This window comes from Flavobacterium pectinovorum (assembly GCF_022802975.1).
Lineage (GTDB): Bacteria > Bacteroidota > Bacteroidia > Flavobacteriales > Flavobacteriaceae > Flavobacterium > Flavobacterium pectinovorum_B.
On sequence record NZ_JAFEVZ010000007.1, the window covers coordinates 130085 to 149971 of the forward strand.

A 19887-nucleotide genomic window follows, 5' to 3' on the forward strand; every position below is an offset into this window, starting at 1 on the left:
CTTTTATTGAACAATAAACAAACCTTTCATCATTGCATAATGACCTGGAAAGGAACACAAGTAGTCATACGTTCCTTTTGCAGGCGCCTGAAACTCTACCGTAACGCTTTCGCCTCCTCCAATCATTTTAGTATAAATAATTGTACTGGCAGAAATTTCAGCAGGAAGTTCATATTCCGGCCCCACTGCCTGAGCCGCTTTATTAGCAAAATCAGAAAGGCTTACACCCTTTTTTAACAGCACAAAATTATGTCCCATTGCCGTTTTAGGCATCTTACCCATATGCTTTAAAGTTATCTTTACCAGCTGTCCTTCTTTTACGGTTATTTCATTTTTATCAAATCTCATATCATCGTTCGACTGCAATAAAATATGTGTTATACCGCTGGAAGATTCTACTGTTTGATCTTGTTCTTCATAAACTGAAGATTTTTCTTCTTCAACTTTTTTCCTTTCTTTCCCACCACACGATGCCATTAAAACACCTAAAGAAAGCATTAAAAGGAGGATCTTTATTTTTATTTTTTTACTCTTAATTATCATCTTTATTTTTTAATAATCTATCAGACAAATTTACGTTCTACTTAATCACTTTACTATAACAATCAAGGACAATACAAGGACAAACAGTGCATGTCATATCTTGCTAAATATTTTTTTTTTTAAATATTTATTTGATGTTCAATTTAAATTTAGAAAGCTAAAAACCTTTCTTTATTAAAACTTCACTTTGCAATTACACAAAAAAGAGACTGATAATTTCAGCCTCTTTTTTGCATTAATTTTAGAAATGATATAATAACCAATAAAGCTTATGAAATTATCTAACCTTTTTATGTTCAATATTTAGGAAGGAATGCAGTAATAATTCCGATAAGCGGCAGGAATGCGCAAACCGTAAAAACGTATTCTATACTTGTCCTGTCAGCTAGCCATCCCAAGAGAGCAGAACCAACTCCAGCTATCCCAAAAGCAAAGCCGAAAAATAACCCTGCAATCACACCAACCTTCCCTGGCAGCAGATCTGTAGCATATACCAATATGTCCGAGAAAGCAGAAGAAATGATTATACCAATGATAACAGCCAATGTTATCGTCCAGAACAAATCAACATAAGGCAAAAGCAATGTAAAAGGTGCTGCCCCAAGGATTGAAATCCAGATGATGTATTATCAACTACTTTTATATAGCAGATCTCATTGATGTACTGTGCGACATCAAAAAAAGAAGCGCTATAGGCTTCTGAATTCTTACCGGTTTGTTTGAATAAAACCTGATTCTCCAATGCCCTGACTAAAGCGATATATAAAGAATTCAAATTCTGGCCTCCGTCCACTAAAAAAGATACTTTCCCACACCCCCTAATTTAAAAATCTGCTGTTCTTATACTGCCTGTTTGGGTATCTCCTCCGCTTTTAAAGCTCCATAAATGGTATCTTTTCTGCTGGTTGAACGGAGTAGTGCCCCAAAACATAGTATCCTCACTTACATCGGCATCTGAAAAAGCATCGCCCGTAGCTGTCCAGCCTGATAATTTACCGCTTTCAAAATCGTAATTAAGATAACTAGGGGCCTGGGTAACAGTAAGTGTACTTTGAGCAGTGAAACCACCCTGGACTGTTTGAACTTTCAATACTGCAGTACCAGTTGATTTAGCAGTTACTTTTCCCTGAGCATCAATTTCCGCTACAGCTGTATTCAAAGAAGACCATGTAACGTTTTTATTTGTGGCACTCTCAGGCGATATTAAAGCTGTTATGGTTCTTGATTCTCCAACTGCCAGTGAAAAACTTGAAGGATTCATCACCACTCCTGTTACAGCTAAACTTGGTGGTAAAGGCATAACGGCATTATCCGGGACTGGAACACTGATGACATCCAAATTTAAATGTCCCCATCCACCTGTGCTGTTGTCAACTGCTTTCAGGTAACAATTTAAACCCTTGTAAGCGCTTGCATCAAATGAACCTGCTTTATAGGTCTCGGAATTATCTCAGGTGGCTTTCATTAGTTCGGCCCCGGTAGAGGCATTAACAAGAGCCAAATATAAATTGTTCATATCATTTCCCCCAGCGATTAAAAAATTAATCTTTCCGTCTCCTTCAAGGGTAAATGTACCGGTTCTTATTTCTCCAACCTGAACATCCTCACCATCCCGAAATCCCCACATATGATAAGTTCCCTGCTGCATAAAGGTTCCTGCAAACCAGTCGGTTTTATTGGTAACATCAGCATTTGAAAAAGCATTTCCGCTCACCACTGACCAATTGGCCAAATCACCGCCTTCAAAATCATACAACAACTCTCCTTTAACAGCCTTAAATACAATACCCTGATTTACGCTGACTATAGTACCGCTTATTTCCGAATCGCCGTTTAGAAACTCTGACAAAGCAACCGTAACAGTAAAATTGGTAATATCCTTGTCGTAGTCCTGTGCAATTCCAGATAAGGTTATTTTTACCCTGGTTGAATCAATGCGGCTTATATTATATTGCAATCCAGTAGGAAGGTTCTACAAAGTCCAGGAGCCGGAATTAAAAAAAGTCGCTCATTTATTATTGACAACCTTGACCTCGATTTCCTTTTCCGCTTCGAAACCTTCCTTTAATTCGGCAGCAGATGACAGGTCCAATGTTGTCATAGCTTCCTGCACTGCTTTGAAAATAACAGCCGTACCAGTAACTATTGACGGCGCCTTATCTTCTGTAAATTCAGTAGCCGGTACGGAAAGTGTTACCGAACGATTCGTATCATAATCACTGGTGCTGTTGCCCTGAAGGGCAATTTTAGCTTTGGTATCCGAAACTCTTGCAATACTTGAAACCTGGATGCCTTGCGGTAAATTTTCTACCTGCCAAAGGGAAGGGTTCAGTGTACTTTTAAATGTATTATTGCTCACTGAAACAAAAAACTCTTTACCATTCTCAGCGTGTTCTGCAATAACACTCTCGCTTGATATATTAATTTTCGTCTGGGCTATACCAAAGGCTTTGTCCAGATTATAAACCTCAACATTAGTGAAAATCGAAGCTCCTCCCACAGAGTTCAGCTGAATGTCTTTGCTGTCCGCTTTTGTTGGATATATCCTGCTTGAAAATGCAGCAGCATCATTTATAAAGACATCAATAATGGAATGGTCAATGAAAACTTGGAATTTGACAGGTTTTCCAAATGCGGCCTCGTCATAATCCCCTTTTATAAGTGTGTTTTCTTCATTCTCGGAAGACAGGCTTGAATGGCTTTTATCCAATACTATCTGTTTGGTATTTACATCATAATACAATTTTGTATACTCGCCTCCGCTTGCTGAAACTGCAAAATTTATCCCATACTGCGTGGCTGCTGCCGCTGGATTCACACTAGCCACAATTTCAATGGCGCTGCCATCTGCATTTAACTGCTGGGTTCCATTAACCGATAAATTGGTAAAGGATCTTTTACTCCCTGCCAACCTTAAGCTTTGTAATTCAGGTGCAGGAGCCTGTCCTAAAGTCTTTGCATCAGACAGTAGAGAGTAGACCCTCGGCAAACTATAGGTATGGCACCAGCCGGCATTAAGCTGCGCCTGGGATGATCTTCTCTCATCCACCATACCTATTCCTACAAGTTGACCATTTGCTTTTCGTGTTACCGTTGGCGATAAATGTCCATGTATAATATCTAAATTTTTCGGCTGAATAAAATCCGGAGTAAATTTGTCTCCATTCCATGTACCGATCCAATAAACAGCCCTTGTATATTTTGAAGGCCCATATTTATTCACACTCCCGCCAATTGGATTGGTGATCAGCAAAAATTTGCCATTCCCAAGAGATTCAAAAACAGGCATCTCCCATATTACAGAACCAATGTCCATTTGCCCGTAGTTTACAGTGGAGAACTGGTCCTTGTGGTTCCAGGTTACCAAATCCGGCGAACTGTAAAAATCAAGACCTCCTCCGCTGCCCACTGCAGCTCCGATTATCATATTGTAATTGCCTGTTGCGGCATCTTTCCATAGGTAAGGATCCCTAAAATCATTAACAAATTGCCTGTTGATGACCGGTCCTTTCTTGGTCCAATTCTCTAGATTGGCATCACTGCTTGTGGCCAGTGATATGCCCGGATTGTACATACTGCCATGATTCACGCTTGTATAAAGGGCATGCGCTACATTATCCTTTACAATCACGTCGCCTGACCAAATTCCCTTCATATCGGTTCCTGTCGTTCCCCCGCCGTCCAGCGTTGGCCATAATGCATCTTTTTTATTCTCCCAGTGTACCAGATCGCTGCTGGTCATATGTCCCCAGTGCATTTGTGTTTTAAAAGGCCCATTTGGTGTTCTCTGATAAAACATATGATAGGCATTGTTGTATTTTACAAGACCATGAGGCTCATTGGTCCAGTTTGCAGGCGGCATGGCATGATAAACCGGTCTTAAAAGATCGTTTTCAAATCTGCTTTCCGGTACAGCGATTGCCTGCTCTCCTGTAGTGGCTGCAGAGGCAATTCCCGCCGTGTAATCAGATAGCAATTCCGAATTTGGTTTTGCACGCGCATAAATTTTTGTCTCGTCAATAGCGGCGCTCAGACAGTTGATCAAAAAAATACCCATGGTCTTCTTGACTTCACTCTTGCCAACCAGTAGAGGCGCATCAGCTTTAGTAAATACCGCAGTGGCTGGAATAGCAGTTGATGCTACTACATTGCCGTTGAGCACCAGTTTTAAAGTGCCTGCCCCTGCGTCTATGACACCTGCAACATGCACCCACTCATATAAAGGAAAATTAGCCGGCGCCTTGACTTTATAAATCTGGCCCGAAAGGTTTATCTCAAACCACCACTCGCCAAATGTATTTATGCCTAATGAAAATCCTTTTCCATCCTTTCTTTGTGAAACAATAGCAGAAGGCGTCAGGCCATTATAAGGCAGTTCTTCATCTGAAGGATAAGACTCCAATGAAATCCAGGTTTCAATAGTTGCCTGCCCTTGAAGAGGTGTCGCCAAATCCCCTGACACCCAGGTGGAAAATCCGTCTGTTCTCAGTGCGTTTCCATAAATTCCCGCAATCCTCTCGGGTTTGCCAAATGTGTTGCTTATCACAAATGGCTTATTGTCTATGGCATTCTTGATGGAACTTACACCCGACGCTTCATTATAATTGAGATAAAGTACCGGCTGTTGGGAATACATGCAATTTATAAAAATCATCAGTATTCCTATTAGTGTATTTTTTTTCATACTTTCTATTTGAATTCGTTTATCAAAAATCTGAATTGTATATTTTTTTGTGATGCCCGCAATTTTACCAGGTAAAAGAAGCTGCCACAGCACTAAAAGAAAATGTCAAAACATTCCATCGATAAATACCAATAGAATAAAAAAATAACCAAAAGTAAAAATACTATTTCTTTAGATGAAAGGGTTTATAAAACGTTCAATCTCCTCAATTTTAAGGTCTGGATTCGCGCCTTCGCTCTGAGCAACCAAAGCACCAACGGCACATGCAAAATTAATTGCTTCCTGCGGATTTACCTCACTTAGCAATTTGCTGATTAGTGAAGCTAAAAAAGAATCACCAGCTCCAACTGTATCCACTACTTTGATTTCATAGCCGCTGTTATAGAACAGTCTTCCCTGATGCAGCAAAACTGCCCCATGCCTTCCTTTTGTAACACAAATGCTTTTTGCTTTGGTATGGTTTGCTATGAATTCCAGATTTTGCTCCAATGAATTATATTTTGATCCCATATAACGGCTGATTTCAAACAGCTCATCATCGTTAAATTTAATAAAATCGGCCTTCTTTAATAATTCTATTAATAGTTCAGCAGTGTAATAGGGCTTTCTCAGGTTAACGTCAAAAACAGAATACTTTGCAATTTCAATAAGCTGCAATAGGGTCGTTTTGGACAATAAATCCCTGCCTACAAGGCTTCCAAATACAAATGCATCAGAATTTTTAACTGCTTCAAGTGCGTTGTTTTGAAGTTCAATTTTATCCCATGCTTTTGGAAACATAATATCATAAGAGGCGGAGCCTTTTTCATTAAGCATTACTTTTACTTCTCCGGTTTCAAATTCGGAGTTTACCTGGATGAGTTCTGTGCTGATTCCTGAGTCTTTTATAAAATTAATCAGGATATCTCCATTCTGGTCATTGCCAACGGCACTGATCATGGACACTTGATTGCCTAAGGACTGTAGTCTTATAGCAACATTTAAAGGGGCACCCCCAATTTTTTTGTGAGTAGGAAAAACATCCCACAAAACTTCTCCGAAGCAGGTTATTTTTGACATATTTTATGTTATTATATAATCCAAAAGATATTTAACAAATCAAATATCCTTTGGATTTAAAAATTTACTTATTTAATTTAATTATTTTGTTCTCAAGTAATCAATTGAGTTACGGTAGATGCCCTTTACATTATTAGCATACGGATTTATTCTGTTGTCATTCATAGACCACTCCATACCCCCGAATCCAATACCGATTATTGTTCCGGCAAATACCGGAGTTGGCATAAATTCAATAATTCCGGCAACCGCCTCATCGGAAACACCGCTCCAGGTTGCCAGTACTTTGCCTCCGTAAAGTCTTTGGAATTCTCCGAACTGACCCAGCTGGTGTCCCGGGGCAAGTAATGGGCCCAAGTCCCACATGCTGTTATGGTCCTCTTTAAAACCTCCATTTATAACAGGGAAGTAACCGTTTAAGTCTGTCGAGATTACAGATGTCATATTAAAAACTGGGCTGTTTCGCTGGTCATTCTGAAAATTCACACCTGCATCAATAGACCAGATATCATTATTTACTCCTCCGGCGCCATTGCCCCTAATGGTCAAAAGCCCGCTTTTATCCCTTCCTATCTCGGCTATATAGGAATTGGCCATTCCGCCTGTCAGCATCTTTCCTCCTTCAACAACAAACTGGGTAATTACATTTTTTTTGTTCAAAATCGAAGCCGGAAGCGCAGAGCTTCCCACCTGATCGTAGTAAAACAATAGTACATTAACCTCAGCAAGTGATCCTATTGTCAAATCATTAAAGGGAATATACACAAAATCTTCCTTATAGGTATCCTTTGCCCACTGAGCAAATGCCTTGGTGTCATCATCTGCAATATCGCCAATAGCAGCAGCTTCATTAATAAAGGCAATTCTGCTTGGAAGTATTTTGTAGTCAATCACGTAATTTCTTTTGCTATTGCTGAAACTTACCGATACTGCCCTATTGCTCTTCAAATTAATTGTTGTACCCGATGCAGGCGAACTAATTACCCCAGATGGGGTTGTGGTTTCCAGAAGTACTGATTCCAAATTAGTAGTGTTTGGAAGAACCACGCTAATTACCCCTGATAAGTTATCAATTGACCCAGGTACGCCATTGATGCTGACACTCTCTAAGATGCTTAACTTGGAATCTGCATCATCATTGTAATTATCCCTTGCGTCGCAAGAGATAATCAGCAATGATAAAAAACCAAATAAAACCACTTGATAGAAAAATGTTCGTTTATTATAATTTTTCATACTTTTTTATTTTAAATCAAAAGATCACTTTCTCCGATTGATATTTATTGCAATAAATAATCAATTACGTTTTTGGTGAATTTCTCAATATTAGATTGGAATTTATTAGTTCGTCCGTCATTTGTCTGCCACTCATAAGAGCTGCCGCCCATAGAAATGATTTTACCTTTCCATGCCCCTACAGGATGCCACTCAGCAGCCACGACAACGCACATATCCGGGATAAACTGCCAATCTCCTAAAATAGTACAACTAGTTAATTTTTCAAATTCTGCGCCTCTTGCAACACTGCAGTGCTGTTCTTTCAGACCAGAAATCCCTCCCAAGTCCCAAACTGCATTGTGATCTTCTTTGAAACCATTATCCAGGAATGGAACGAAATCCCAAGCAAAAGTATCTCCAAGAGCATTATTTATTTTTGTGCTTATAATCCCTGCAAAGGCTGGGTGGCCAGTAACATTTGTAGGCTTGCCTGCTGTATTGTTAAGGCCCCAGTACTCAATATTATCAGTACCGTTTCCTGTTCCAATTGTCGTTGGGTTAAAAGGTATCCTGCCCATATCATCTAAATATGTGTTGGCTAGACCTGCCAAAAACATATTTCTTCCGCTTTTTACAAAATCAGCCAGAATAGCAACCTGGTTTGAGCTCATTGCTCCGCCATCAGGTAAATCTGTCGTTCCTGTATTATCGTAATAGAAAAATAAAACTTTTACATCTGCCAGCGCTGCTGCATTCAGACTGCTTAAAGGAATATATTTAAAATCAGCTCCATAGGTAGTGGCTGCCCACTGTGCCGCCTTTTTTGTATCCAGCTCTGAAATAGTAGCAACAGAACTTGCATTTCCAATAAAAGCTACCTTGGTAGGCTGAATTGACTGCACGGATACTGCGTATGTTTTTTTCAAATTTTCAGTATTCGTCACTAAATAAGATACAGCTCCTTTTGAGAAATCCTGAGCCGAACCTGAAGAAGGACTAACAGATTGTCCAATTGGTGCAGTTACAGTTGGTTTTAATGCCGTAAGATCAGCTCCCGGAGGCAAGACAACTAAAATTGAATTGGCCCCGTTATCAATAATTCCCTGAACGCCATTTATTTCAAAAGCAGAAATTACAGGTGCAGCAGTCTGGGTAACCGTTACTTCATATTGTTTGGCAGTATATCCATTGTTTGAAAGTACCGTATAGGTCTGCGGTTTTGAAAAATCTCTTGCAACTCCAGAAGATACATCCACAGAATTTCCCTCAGAGAGAACAAAATTAGGCGCTAACTTGGTTATATCCCCGTCCTGGCTTCCCACCTGAACTGCAATTTTTCCTGTGGCCTGGTCAATTACACCGGCCTTATCCCCAAATGAAAACGACAATATTCTTGGATCTCCATAAACGCCCAATGATACTGTATATTTTCTATTGGCCCCGTCGCTTGATTTGATTTCAAAAACAATTGAGCCTTTCGAAAAATCAAATGTTCCATTGGCATCAGGAGTAATTGTTGCTCCCTCAGGAAGTCTTATCTCAGGGGTAACTTTTGTAAGATCAGAACCCGATGGCAGCGTCATTGTTATAGTTCCCAGTGTGTGATTAATCTCAGCATATTTTGTTCCTACCTTAAAAGATTGGATAATGGCATTGGTATAATCAGGAACCCTGTCCTGAAAATTGTCATCGCTTGCGCAGGAATTAAACATTAGAATGCTTAGCATTAAAACAGTAATTGCTTTAATGCCCATAAAAAATTTCTTTGGTTTCATGTTATAGTTAGTTTTAGTTAAGTAAGTTAATATCCAGATCTTTGTTTATAAATCCCTGAACTTGCATCAATTTCTATCTGCGGTATAGGCATAAACTCTTCTTTTGGTTGTAAAGAAGCGGACTGCAGATACGTTCTTTTGGTTTTTTCCACCTCAATATAAGAAGCGGTATACTGTTCGGCAATTCCCCATCGTACCAGATCATAAAAACGATGCCCTTCATTTGATAATTCCAGTCTTCGTTCCATTCTCAGCGCCTCACGGGCTTCAGCCTGCGAAAGTGTTGTAGAGTATAATCCGATTACATAATTGGCCGCATTTTTGGAATGGTCATTAAAATCTTTTACGTAAGGCGAGTTCTTAGCACGGGTTCTGATGGTATTTATAATGGTAATACCTGCAACACTCTGTCCCGATTCTATCAGCGCCTCGGCTTTCCATAATAGCAGGTCACTGTATTTAATGATTGGAAAGTCCAGATTACCCAAAGCCCATGGAAAACCATTTGGATTGGATGCCATACCTGAAGAGTTAGGAGAGATCATGTTTTTCTTGGCTACAAATGGCCCATAAGTTGATGCATCCCTGCTCCAGTTTTGCTGCTGTGGCATTGCTGCCCAGTCTTTCCATGTAATACCAGGTCTTCCCACAGAGTGGTCCAGCCTAGGATCAACATTATCTGCCGGAGTTACATCTGAATTATTGTAAGAATCAAATAAAGGCAGTCCATTGGCTCCTGTTTTATAAGCATTTACCAGGTTCTGTGATGGTTTGTGGAAATCATCCCCGTTCAAATATGGATGGTTAGGATCATCTCCAGGACTGTCAGGAGAATTCAGTAAATCCCCCATGTTCACATTCCCGTAAGTTGAACCATCATTAATCGAAAACTGAATCGCAAAAATATTTTCACGATTTCCATATCCAGGCTCAGAATTTAATTTTTCAAAATCCGCAACCAGTGCGTACTGTCCTGAATTGATTACCATATCGGCGCTGGTAATGGCATCTGCCCATTTTTTTTGATACAGCTGCGCCTTTGACAAAAAAGCGTAAGCTGTCATTTTATTTGCTCTGGCCAAATCTGCCTGATTTGCAGGAAGCAGAGCAATGGCTTCATTCAGGTCCCCTTCAATTTTGGACCATATAAAAGCAGTGTCAAAAGTATTTGGGATTTTATTGATCTGATCAATTGGAGTATTTTCGTCATACCATACAATTGAACCGAAATTTTTCATTGCCTCGAAATAAAAATGAGCCCTCAAAACTTTTAATTCTCCAATTCTGATATCCCTGTTTGGAAAATCTGCCGTCGTTTTGGCTGTTATAGCACGAAGGGCTGTATCTACTCTTTTCAAACCAAAATACAGTGCCCTCCATAGATTATATCCGTTTTCATTTGACGGGAATAAATCATGCGTTTCAATCTGGTGTGTTCCCCCTGCCGGATTATCCCCTGTACCGCCTCCTCCTTTATAGGAATCCCCGGAGCGGATATCTGAGAATATCCAATTCGAAGGAGCGTGGTCAAATGGCCTGTCATCACGCCCTTGTCCAGTATTAAATCTATAATCCAAGGCACCGTAAGCCGCTACAACTAACTGCTCAGCATCCATATTAGCCTCAGAAATTACGTTGTATTCCTTTACATCAAGGTCAGAATCATTTACACATGCATTAAATGATAATGATGCTGTTATTAATAAACCTGTTATAATTATCTTTTTCATTTTCTTCTAATTAAAAATTTGCATTTACACCAAATGTTACGGACTTAGAGTGCGGAATTCCGTAACCTGCAATTCCAATACCTGCTGCACTTAACCCTGCTACCTCATAGTCAAATCCGCTGAAATTAGTCAGGGTAAACAAGTTCTGACCTATCAAATTAAAACGTAAGGATGTCATTCCAAAACCTCTAACGATCTTTGGATCCAATGTATATCCGATAGTGATCGTTTTAAGCCTTAAATAAGATCCGTCTTCCACATAATAACTGGATGGCTGCGTTTCATTATTGGAATTCAAGGTCGATAATGCCGGGATATTTGAATTTGCATTCTCAGGTGTCCATGCATCCAGTGTATTGGTTCCGTGGTTATATCCGAAGTAGGCAAAATCACCTATGTTTCTCTGCGTATTGTAAATATCATTTCCTTGTTTCCCATCAAAATACATCGATATATCAAAAGCTTTATAAGAAGCATACAAATTGATTCCGTATATAAAATCCGGATGCGGATTCCCTATTATGGTTCTGTCTTTCTGATCGATCACACCATCACCATTCAAGTCCCTGTAACGGATACGTCCTAAGCCCTTACCAGGCTGATCTGCATGAACAGCCACCTCTTCGGGAGTCCTGAAAATCCCATCAGCTATCAGTCCGTAAAAAGAAGCGATAGGGCTTCCCTGCTTAGTAATGGAAATGCTGTTATTTAATAAAAAGTTTGATTCCGTATCCAGGCTCTCCACCTTGTTTTTGTACTGTGATAAATTAAGATCAATTCCGTATGTGAAATCATTTTTGATTTTGTCTTTATAGCTAAGTACGGCTTCAAATCCTTTGTTGCTTACACTTCCTGCATTGATTGTCGGCGGTCTTGATTCTCCACTTACCGCAAGAGCGATAGGATTAAGTATCAAGTCGTCCGTAGTCTTTATGAAGAAATCCGTCTGCAGCTGAAGTTTGTTGTTAAAAAAGCCTAAATCGAACCCAACATTATATTGTGTTGTTTTTTCCCATTTGATATCAGGATTTGCCTGTCTGGTCTGCAATATTCCGCCAAGGGTACCAAAACCGTCACCTTCAATATCATAATCCGAGTACTCAATTACACCGGCTACCGTATTGTTTATAAAACTTGACAAATACAGGTAATCTCCAATCTGGTCATTTCCGTTTACACCCCATGAAGCCCTGAATTTAGCATTTGAAAAATATTTGCTGGTTGGAAAAAAACTCTCTTTATTAATATTCCATGCCACTGCCGCTGAAGGAAATATTGCAAATTTGTTGTTAGGTCCAAATCGTGAAGAACCATCTCTTCTCACGCTTCCTGATAAGATATATCGATCGTCATAAATATACTTACCTGACATAAATTGCGATATCTTATAAAATTCTGTTTCATTTTTTATCGTTTGATATTCAGCATCAGGCCTGATAATATATCCTGAAGGATCCGTAATATCCACACCTCTTACAAGATCGCTGTGAACATTGTCCTGTCTGGCAGTATTCTCTACTCCTAGCAAAAAAGATATACGGTGCTTATTGAAATCTTTGTCGTACTTTAATGTATTAGTCCAAATGGTTGCCAGATAATCATTATTGGTATCCTCTGTGGTCAAATCCTGGAAAGTTGATGGAATTGCACCATTTACTGAGAATGCTTCTGAAGCAGTTTTGAATTTAAATGTACCGTAGTCAAAATTAAGGGTAGAACTGAAAACCAAATCAGGAATAATAGCATAACTTCCATATACATTTCCTAATATTCTCTGGCTCATTTGCTTATTCTTTCTATTGCCCCATAAATTGGCCAGCGGATTTGGCTTATCCTGAAATCCTCCTGAAAGCGGCGCAGCATAATCTCCTAAATTGGTATACACCGGAATAATTGGATTCTGCAAAATAGCATTCTCATATTCATTTGCCTTTACCTCATTAAATTTGGAATAAAGGAAATTTTCACCAAGTGTCAATTTTTTATCAAAAAAAGTATAAGAGGTATTTAATCTTAGATTAAGACGGTCAAAATACGTGTAACGCTGAACCCCGTTATCTTTGGCATAATTAACACTGGTGTATAAGTTCAGTCTTTCTGTTCCTTTTCGGTATGAAAGGTCATTATTGGTAGAAACTGAAGGACTTGTTATTGTTTTAACCCAATCGGTATCAGCTGAGCTTTGCACACCATTTGGGTCAAGGTACTGAGGTATTGTAAATCCGGATCCGTTGTTGATTAAAACTGGATGTGAAGGGGTTTGTATGCCCGCTCCAAGCTGTGCCTGATAATCGACATCTGCCCATTGCTGCGCATTTAAAGCCTTGATTTTATCTCTTAGCATATTTACAGTCACTTCTGATTTAAAAGTAAATTCAGAACTTCCTTTTTTACCCTTTTTAGTAGTTACCACAATAACCCCATTGGCTGCAGAAGTACCATAAATAGCAGTAGAGGCACCATCTTTTAGAACCTGCATCGACTCAATTTCATCAGTATTCAAAGCAGTTGGATTAGTGGTCTGCACCCCGTCGATTACCCATAATGGCGCAGATCCGCTATTCACGGTGGTCAGTCCCCTGATGGTGATTTGGGAATCATTCCCACCGGGAGTACCTCCTGAATTTACCTGGATACCGGCTACCCTTCCCTGAAGGGCAGTCAGAACATTAGGACTTGCTTCCTGGGCTAAGTCACCCACTTTTACAATAGAAATTGCGCCTGATATATCGGCTTTTTTCTCTTTTACATATCCTACAACAACAACATCTTCAAGATTATTTATATTTTCTTTTAGTATAATTGTGACAAACTTAGAGCTGTCAACGATAAGTTTAGTTTCAGAAAATCCAATAAAAGAAATAATCAGCTGGTCACCTGAATTTACTTTAATTGAAAATTTACCATCAAAATCTGAATTGGTTCCATTTTTTGTACCTTTTACAAGGATTGTGGCACCGGGCAGCGGATTTTTATTCACATCGGTTATAATTCCCTGAATTTCCTTTTGCTGAGCACTCGCAAAGAGAAAAAAGAAGAAAAAACAAAGGGATGCAAAGCTTTGATTTGCATGTAAGCGTTTCATTTTTGTCATTGTTATTATGTTAGTTAAGTTAGTTAAGTAATTTATTTTTTGAATTTTAAATTAAGTTCCATATCCTCCAGTGCCACACCTTTTGTCTCGGGCATCAAAAACAAAACAAAGAGCAATTGGAAAACCATCATTACCGCAAAGAATGCAAACATATATCCGGCTCCAAATTCAGAGAAAAAAATCGGAACCAAAGAGGGAATAATGGCCGCCAGCACCCAGTGTACAGAACTTCCAAAAGCCTGTCCCGATGCCCTTAGCTGATTTGGAAAAATTTCAGAGATGAAAACCCAGATCACAGCACCCTGGCCTATTGCATGAGATGCAATAAACAAAAAGAGGAAAATCGGAACCAGCATTCCTGTCCAGCCGTAAAAAAAGGCAGCAGATACAAGTCCTAAGGAGACTATATATCCAATTGATCCAATAAACATCAATTTTTTGCGCCCAAGCTTATCAATCAGAAAAACACCAATAAGGGTAAATATCAGATTGATTATTCCAATACCGATACTGCTCAGTAAAGCTGTACTCTGTCCCAGACCTGCTTCCTGGAAAATCCTCGGCGCATAGTATAAAAATGCATTTATTCCGGAAAGCTGATTAAATGCTGCCATCAAAAAAGCTAAAATCAAAGGAAATCTGTATTTGTCCGATAAAATAGTCTCTGTCACTTTCACATCCTTATCTGATTTTTTTATATCTGAAATTATCCTCTCAACATCACTATCAGGCTCAATTTGCTTTAATATTTGTGCAGCTTTCACATGATTATTATTAGAGAGCAGCCATCTAGGACTCTCCGGGATATAAAAAATCAATAAAGTATATATTAGTGCAGGAACAACCTGAATCCCCAGCATCCATCTCCACGCATGCTCTCCTGTATCACTCAGCACATAATTGGAAAGAAATGCGATCAAAATTCCAAAGACAATATTAAACTGATAAAGGGATACCAGTCTTCCCCTCTCTTTCGATGGCGCAATTTCAGAAATATAGGAAGGAGCCGCTATTGTCGAGGCGCCAATTCCTAGACCGCCGATAAATCTAAAAAAAGCAAATGTCCACGGATCATTGGACAAGGCCGAACCTAGTGCTGAAATGGTAAATAGAATACCTATTATAATCAATGTTTTCTTTCTTCCCAGTTTATTTGTTGGAATGGCTCCAAAAATAGCACCTATTACCGTACCCCATAATGCCATAGCCATAACTACAGAACCGTGAAAAAAATCACTTGAATGCCATAATTCCTGAAGCGTCTTATCGGCACCTGAAATTACTACTGTATCAAAGCCGAATAAGAATCCTGCTAAAGATGCTATCACGGACCATAAAATAATTTTTTTATTCATTTTTTGTTTAGTATTAATAAATTGTTATCCAAACATAAATATTGTTTTAAATAAACATAATTGATATTGTTACAAAATGTTTCAATTTTGATAAACCATCATAAAACACTGAAAAAGTGATTATTATGAATTTATTTCAATTTAAATTTATTTTGCTTATTGGAAAATGTTACAGGTAAATAAGACTTTGTTACATTTTTTTTCAGTCATGATATTTTAAAAGTTAAAAAAAGGACTAAAAAAAATACATAGTGAATTTTTTAGTCCTTATAATTTAAATATCAACAACCATTTCACTAAATAGTTATAAATATGTATCCAAACCTATTGATTTAAATACCAGTTTTTGATCTTGCTTTGAGGTCGCAAACGATACAGTGATATCTTTAGAAGGTGCAAAAAACAGATTTGTAAATACATATTTCCCATCGTGAGTAAAAACTTCCATTGAATACTTGTCTACGATAATTCTAACTTCAAATTCTTTATCAGATTTGTCCAATTTTACTCTCTGAATTGTTGGGTATTGCTTGCTGTCTACATTTTTACTTGATTTTGTACGCACCAGAACTAGCTCATTGGCCGCTTTATCATATGTGAAGTTAATAACAGACGATCCCTTTCCTTTAATATCAAATTTTAAAAAATCATGTATCTCCGATGGATTGATAACAAATGAAGTTGAAAACGATAAACTGTCAGACTTAGTAAAGCCACTAAACAATGCATTTGCATCGGGAATTCCAATTGCGTTTTTTTCAACAGATTTCTTCTTATAATTGTCAATTTCCTTAACAGGCTCCTGTTTTAAATAGAAATAGCCATCTTGTTTCTGCAGCCTCAAAGTTCGTGGAACAGACATGGATCCTCGCCATCCATAGTATGGTACCTTATCTGCGTACTCCCAGTTATTCATCCAGCCCAGCCATTTTCTTTCTTTTCTCTGGTCAGGAGTTCCCTCCCATACCACCGCGGCATAAAAATCTTTTCCGTATTCAATAAAATTTAAAGGTTCTTTGGTCAATGAAGCATTGACTTTAAATGCTTTTCCATCAAAATCACCCAAAAAGTATTGAAGTCCCGAGCCTCCGGCTATGCTGTGCGTGCCTAAATTAACACCCAGTACCCAAACAGATTCATTGTTATAGTCTAATTGAAACAAATCAGGACACTCCCAAATACCAGCCGTTACTCCAGCGGGACCAAACTCACTCATCAGGTCCCATTTTTTCAGGTCTTTGGAACTGTAAAACTGGACCTTTTTTTCCTGTGATAATGAAACTGTCATTATCCATTTTTTATCCGCCTGGTACCAAAAAACCTTTGGGTCCCTAAAATCTGCTTTTTTTAAATCGATTACTGGATTTTGGTTGTACTTTTTAAAAGTTCTTCCCTTATCATTACTATAAGCTATGCTTTGGCTCTGAAATCCTGATTTTGCATCATAAGCGGTATAAATGGCAACTATAGGCGGCTCATTACCGGTCCCAAAACCACTGGTGTTTTGATAGTCTACCACTGCAGACCCAGAGAAAATCATTACCTTATCTTCTTCCTCAAGCGCCACAGGCAGATGCTCCCAAGAGATCAGATCCCTGCTTACCGCATGTCCCCAGCTCATGTGCCCCCATTTTTCCCCATAAGGGTTGTACTGGTAAAACAAATGATACTCCCCTTCGTAAAAAAACATTCCATTCGGATCATTAATCCAGTTTTTTTCAGGGGTGAAATGCAGCACAGGCCTTGCAGGAGTACTGCTCTCTGAAATTAATTTACTGCTGCTTTGCTGGGCAGTGCAGCTTGTCAGGACAGTCAGCATAGCTGCTGCCCACATACTAATATGCTTTTTCATCTATTTTACAATTACTTTGGTTTGGAAAATTTCATTATTTATAATCCCTTTTATCAGGTAAACTCCACGCAGCGCCTTTTGTCCATTATCATAATAGCCATCCCACTGCACTGAATTATTATGGGCATCTGTATTAGAAGCTATTATACGAACCACAGCCCCTGTTATATCAACAACGGCCGCATATACGACAGTCTGCTGGATAAGGCCTGGAAATTGAATATTAAAAACAGAATCAGAAGGATTAGGAAATACACTAAAATTCGCCTCCTTCTGCTGCTTTGCCGCTTTTTGGGTGGAAACAGTGCCTTCTCCTTCAATATTATATATGACCAGATCTTTAGCCACGGCAGTACCGCCTTGCGCATAAAGTTCAATTGCATCTGAACCTTTCGAAGGAAAAACCCTGGTTGCAAAAGCCAATTGATCGTCGATAAAAACTTCAATTACCGAAGCATCAACGAAAATCCTCCACTTAATATCCTGCTTAGGCATGATATAAGATGTTGCCAGATTTCCTAAAGGAACATCTGTAAGTTTGGAAGAATTGCTTCTGTTGACCACAAAATTCTGTGTAGTGTAATCATAGTAAATTATGGTTTCTTCTCCATTTGAAACCCCTTTATTTAATATGAATCCAACTTTGGTGGCATCACCCGGATTTATGGTTGCCTCAATTTCATACTGGGTTCCTTTTGCCCCATTTAAAACATCACTCACACCGGTACTGAAGCTAACATTGGTGAATTTTTGTGATCCTTTTCTGAGCGCTGTCAGATTCGGATGCGGTTTTTGATAAATTTTATTATTTACCAGCGTCCAGACACGGGGAAGGCTGAAAATATTTGCCCATCCCTGCTCTTTGTGCTTATCGGATGTAACACCGTCAGGAATGATTCCGATAGCAGTCAGGTTTCCATCCTTATCCTGCTGGATGGTAGGTGAAAGCAGCTGATTTATCACATCCAGCCTCTCAGGAGTTCCATTGTCTTTTACAAATTTGCCATTGCTGAAATTCCCAGTCCAGTACAAGGCATTTGCATTAGGCAGCTTATTTATCAGTAAAATTGACTTGCTGCCAAAATTATAGTAAACAGGCATTTCCCAAAAATCACCGGTTCCGTCTGATGCAGGGTTTCCTTCCAGCATAGTTCCCTGGTAGGTCCATTGCTGGAAATCATCATTTAAGGCTTTATACAAAAATAGTCCTCCCCTTGCCGTACCACTGCGCAGTCCTGTTCCAATCATCATATACCAGCTTCCACTTTCATTGAAAACAAACGGATCGCGAAAATCAGCATGTGAAACCCCGGCAGGCGCACTGGTAATAATGGGCGATGCATTTTTAGTCCAGTCAATATAAGGAGAGACAGCTGTGGCCAGTCCTATCCCAGCTTTGTTTTTATCAACTCCAGTGTAAAACAAATAGGGTTTTCCCCCAGAAACTACCGCATGACCTGACCAAATACCAACCTCATCAAAACCAGGCTGCGGCCATAAGGCTTGTTTTAATTCTTCCCAGTTAACCAGATCCTCACTTACATAATGCCCCCAATTAATATGCTCCAGATACGGACCATTTATATTTCGCTGGCTGAATATATGGTATTTCCCATCAAGATAAATCATTCCATGAGACTCATTGGTCCATGCTGCACTGGGCATAAGATGATATTTCGGTTTGTTAGTATCATCGGCAAACCTCGCAGTTGGAATACGTAAATCCGGTACCTTTATTTGTTGCTTTTTATAATTGAGCTGGATTTCATCTGCAGTAAGCATTTTGTCCCATACAGAAACCAAATCAACAGCACCGGTAAGTGCATTGGTGTCAAATCCGGCAAGGGTTTTTACTTTTGATTCTTTTCCAACAAAAATTGTGGCGCTTTTATCCCAGGTAAGCGCTCCTGCTGCAAAAGACGACGACTCGATTTCTGCCCCGTTCAAATACAATTTTGCCGATCCTTTTTCAGCATCGATATTTACGACAATAAAACTCCACTCCCTTATTTTTACTTCTTCATCGGATATAATCTGACGAATATCATTTCCAATCTTAAACTGTGCAATTACTCTTCCATGCTGATTGATTCCAAAAGAAACTCCCGAACTGTTAGAGGTATTTAAATTTGAAAAAACTGCAGCAACTGTATGCTCGGTTATTGGGTCTTGATTTTTTCTCTGCACAGGAAAAACTGCCGGTGCGATCCAGCCTGAAACAGCAATATTTTTGGTCGGATAACTAACTGAAGCATTTCCCGATGCCCATCCATAGTATCCATTCACTCGCAATGCGTTTCCTTCCAGTCCAGCAATTCTTTCAGCAGAATCTGCAGGTCCTGCAATGACAAAATTTGAGTTCGATTTTGCCTCAGTAGTATTCTGCCCTGAAGTTTCATTAAAGTTAAATTCAATTATCTTCGAGGCAGTATTTGATCCCGGGTCGGGACCTGGATCTGGTTTAGGATCCTGTTTGGATTTACAGCCTATCAGCAGCAGTCCAATTAGTAAATATTTCTTTTTCATATCTTATAATTTTGATAAAAATAGAAAAGCAAAACAACTTAGACTTCTCAA

General features: G+C 39.1%; 12 protein-coding genes and 1 pseudogene. All 13 read right to left on the minus strand.

The genetic code is table 11. The features are described from left to right. Positions 1–3: 3 nt before the first annotated feature. The gene (locus FLV_RS11955) at positions 4–543 is read right to left on the minus strand and encodes an azurin (protein WP_243234077.1); all 540 of its coding nucleotides are present in this window, start codon (positions 541–543) and stop codon (positions 4–6) included. A gap of 296 nt (positions 544–839) precedes the next feature. Continuing rightward, a pseudogene (locus tag FLV_RS11960) lies at positions 840–1169 on the minus strand (MFS transporter); the annotation flags it as partial. Between the two features lie 197 nt (positions 1170–1366). After that, a complete protein-coding gene (locus FLV_RS11965) occupies positions 1367–1882 on the minus strand; it encodes an Ig domain-containing protein (protein ID WP_243234078.1) in 516 nt (171 codons plus the stop codon). Between the two features lie 111 nt (positions 1883–1993). Next, complete coding sequence (locus FLV_RS11970; RefSeq protein ID WP_243234079.1) at positions 1994–2500, minus strand: hypothetical protein; 507 nt, start codon at positions 2498–2500, stop codon at positions 1994–1996. A 51-nt stretch (positions 2501–2551) separates the two neighbouring features. Continuing rightward, positions 2552–5227 carry a GH32 C-terminal domain-containing protein gene (locus tag FLV_RS11975; protein WP_243234080.1) on the minus strand — a complete coding sequence of 892 codons (2676 nt, stop codon included), beginning with the start codon at positions 5225–5227 and terminating at the stop codon, positions 2552–2554. 171 nt (positions 5228–5398) lie between these two features. Next, the gene (locus FLV_RS11980) at positions 5399–6286 is read right to left on the minus strand and encodes a carbohydrate kinase family protein (protein ID WP_243234081.1); all 888 of its coding nucleotides are present in this window, start codon (positions 6284–6286) and stop codon (positions 5399–5401) included. Between the two features lie 81 nt (positions 6287–6367). Further along, positions 6368–7522 (minus strand): DUF4960 domain-containing protein, encoded by a 1155-nt coding sequence (locus FLV_RS11985; RefSeq protein WP_243234082.1) that lies wholly within the window; start codon positions 7520–7522, stop codon positions 6368–6370. Between the two features lie 44 nt (positions 7523–7566). After that, complete coding sequence (locus FLV_RS11990; protein ID WP_243234083.1) at positions 7567–9279, minus strand: DUF4960 domain-containing protein; 1713 nt, start codon at positions 9277–9279, stop codon at positions 7567–7569. Positions 9280–9305: 26 nt separating this feature from the next. Continuing rightward, positions 9306–11009: a RagB/SusD family nutrient uptake outer membrane protein gene (locus tag FLV_RS11995; RefSeq protein ID WP_243234084.1), complete on the minus strand. Its 1704-nt coding sequence runs from the start codon at positions 11007–11009 to the stop codon at positions 9306–9308. Between the two features lie 10 nt (positions 11010–11019). Next, positions 11020–14094, minus strand: a complete 3075-nt coding sequence (locus FLV_RS12000) for a SusC/RagA family TonB-linked outer membrane protein (RefSeq protein WP_243234085.1) — start codon at positions 14092–14094, stop codon at positions 11020–11022. 41 nt (positions 14095–14135) lie between these two features. Then, positions 14136–15458 (minus strand): sugar porter family MFS transporter, encoded by a 1323-nt coding sequence (locus FLV_RS12005; protein WP_243234086.1) that lies wholly within the window; start codon positions 15456–15458, stop codon positions 14136–14138. A gap of 304 nt (positions 15459–15762) precedes the next feature. Further along, positions 15763–17310, minus strand: a complete 1548-nt coding sequence (locus FLV_RS12010; protein WP_243234087.1) for a glycoside hydrolase family 32 protein — start codon at positions 17308–17310, stop codon at positions 15763–15765. Next, complete coding sequence (locus FLV_RS12015) at positions 17311–19836, minus strand: GH32 C-terminal domain-containing protein (protein ID WP_243234088.1); 2526 nt, start codon at positions 19834–19836, stop codon at positions 17311–17313. Positions 19837–19887: the final 51 nt, after the last annotated feature.

Excerpts from the sequence above, each read along its gene's own strand:
- FLV_RS11955 (WP_243234077.1), bottom strand. The coding sequence starts at position 543 with ATGATAATTAAGAGTAAAAAAATAAAAATAAAGATCCTCCTTTTAATG.
- FLV_RS11975 (WP_243234080.1), bottom strand. The coding sequence starts at position 5,227 with ATGAAAAAAAATACACTAATAGGAATACTGATGATTTTTATAAATTGC.
- FLV_RS11980 (WP_243234081.1), bottom strand. The coding sequence starts at position 6,286 with ATGTCAAAAATAACCTGCTTCGGAGAAGTTTTGTGGGATGTTTTTCCT.
- FLV_RS11985 (WP_243234082.1), bottom strand. The coding sequence starts at position 7,522 with ATGAAAAATTATAATAAACGAACATTTTTCTATCAAGTGGTTTTATTT.
- FLV_RS11990 (WP_243234083.1), bottom strand. The coding sequence starts at position 9,279 with ATGAAACCAAAGAAATTTTTTATGGGCATTAAAGCAATTACTGTTTTA.
- FLV_RS11995 (WP_243234084.1), bottom strand. The coding sequence starts at position 11,009 with ATGAAAAAGATAATTATAACAGGTTTATTAATAACAGCATCATTATCA.
- FLV_RS12000 (WP_243234085.1), bottom strand. The coding sequence starts at position 14,094 with ATGAAACGCTTACATGCAAATCAAAGCTTTGCATCCCTTTGTTTTTTC.
- FLV_RS12005 (WP_243234086.1), bottom strand. The coding sequence starts at position 15,458 with ATGAATAAAAAAATTATTTTATGGTCCGTGATAGCATCTTTAGCAGGA.
- FLV_RS12010 (WP_243234087.1), bottom strand. The coding sequence starts at position 17,310 with ATGAAAAAGCATATTAGTATGTGGGCAGCAGCTATGCTGACTGTCCTG.
- FLV_RS12015 (WP_243234088.1), bottom strand. The coding sequence starts at position 19,836 with ATGAAAAAGAAATATTTACTAATTGGACTGCTGCTGATAGGCTGTAAA.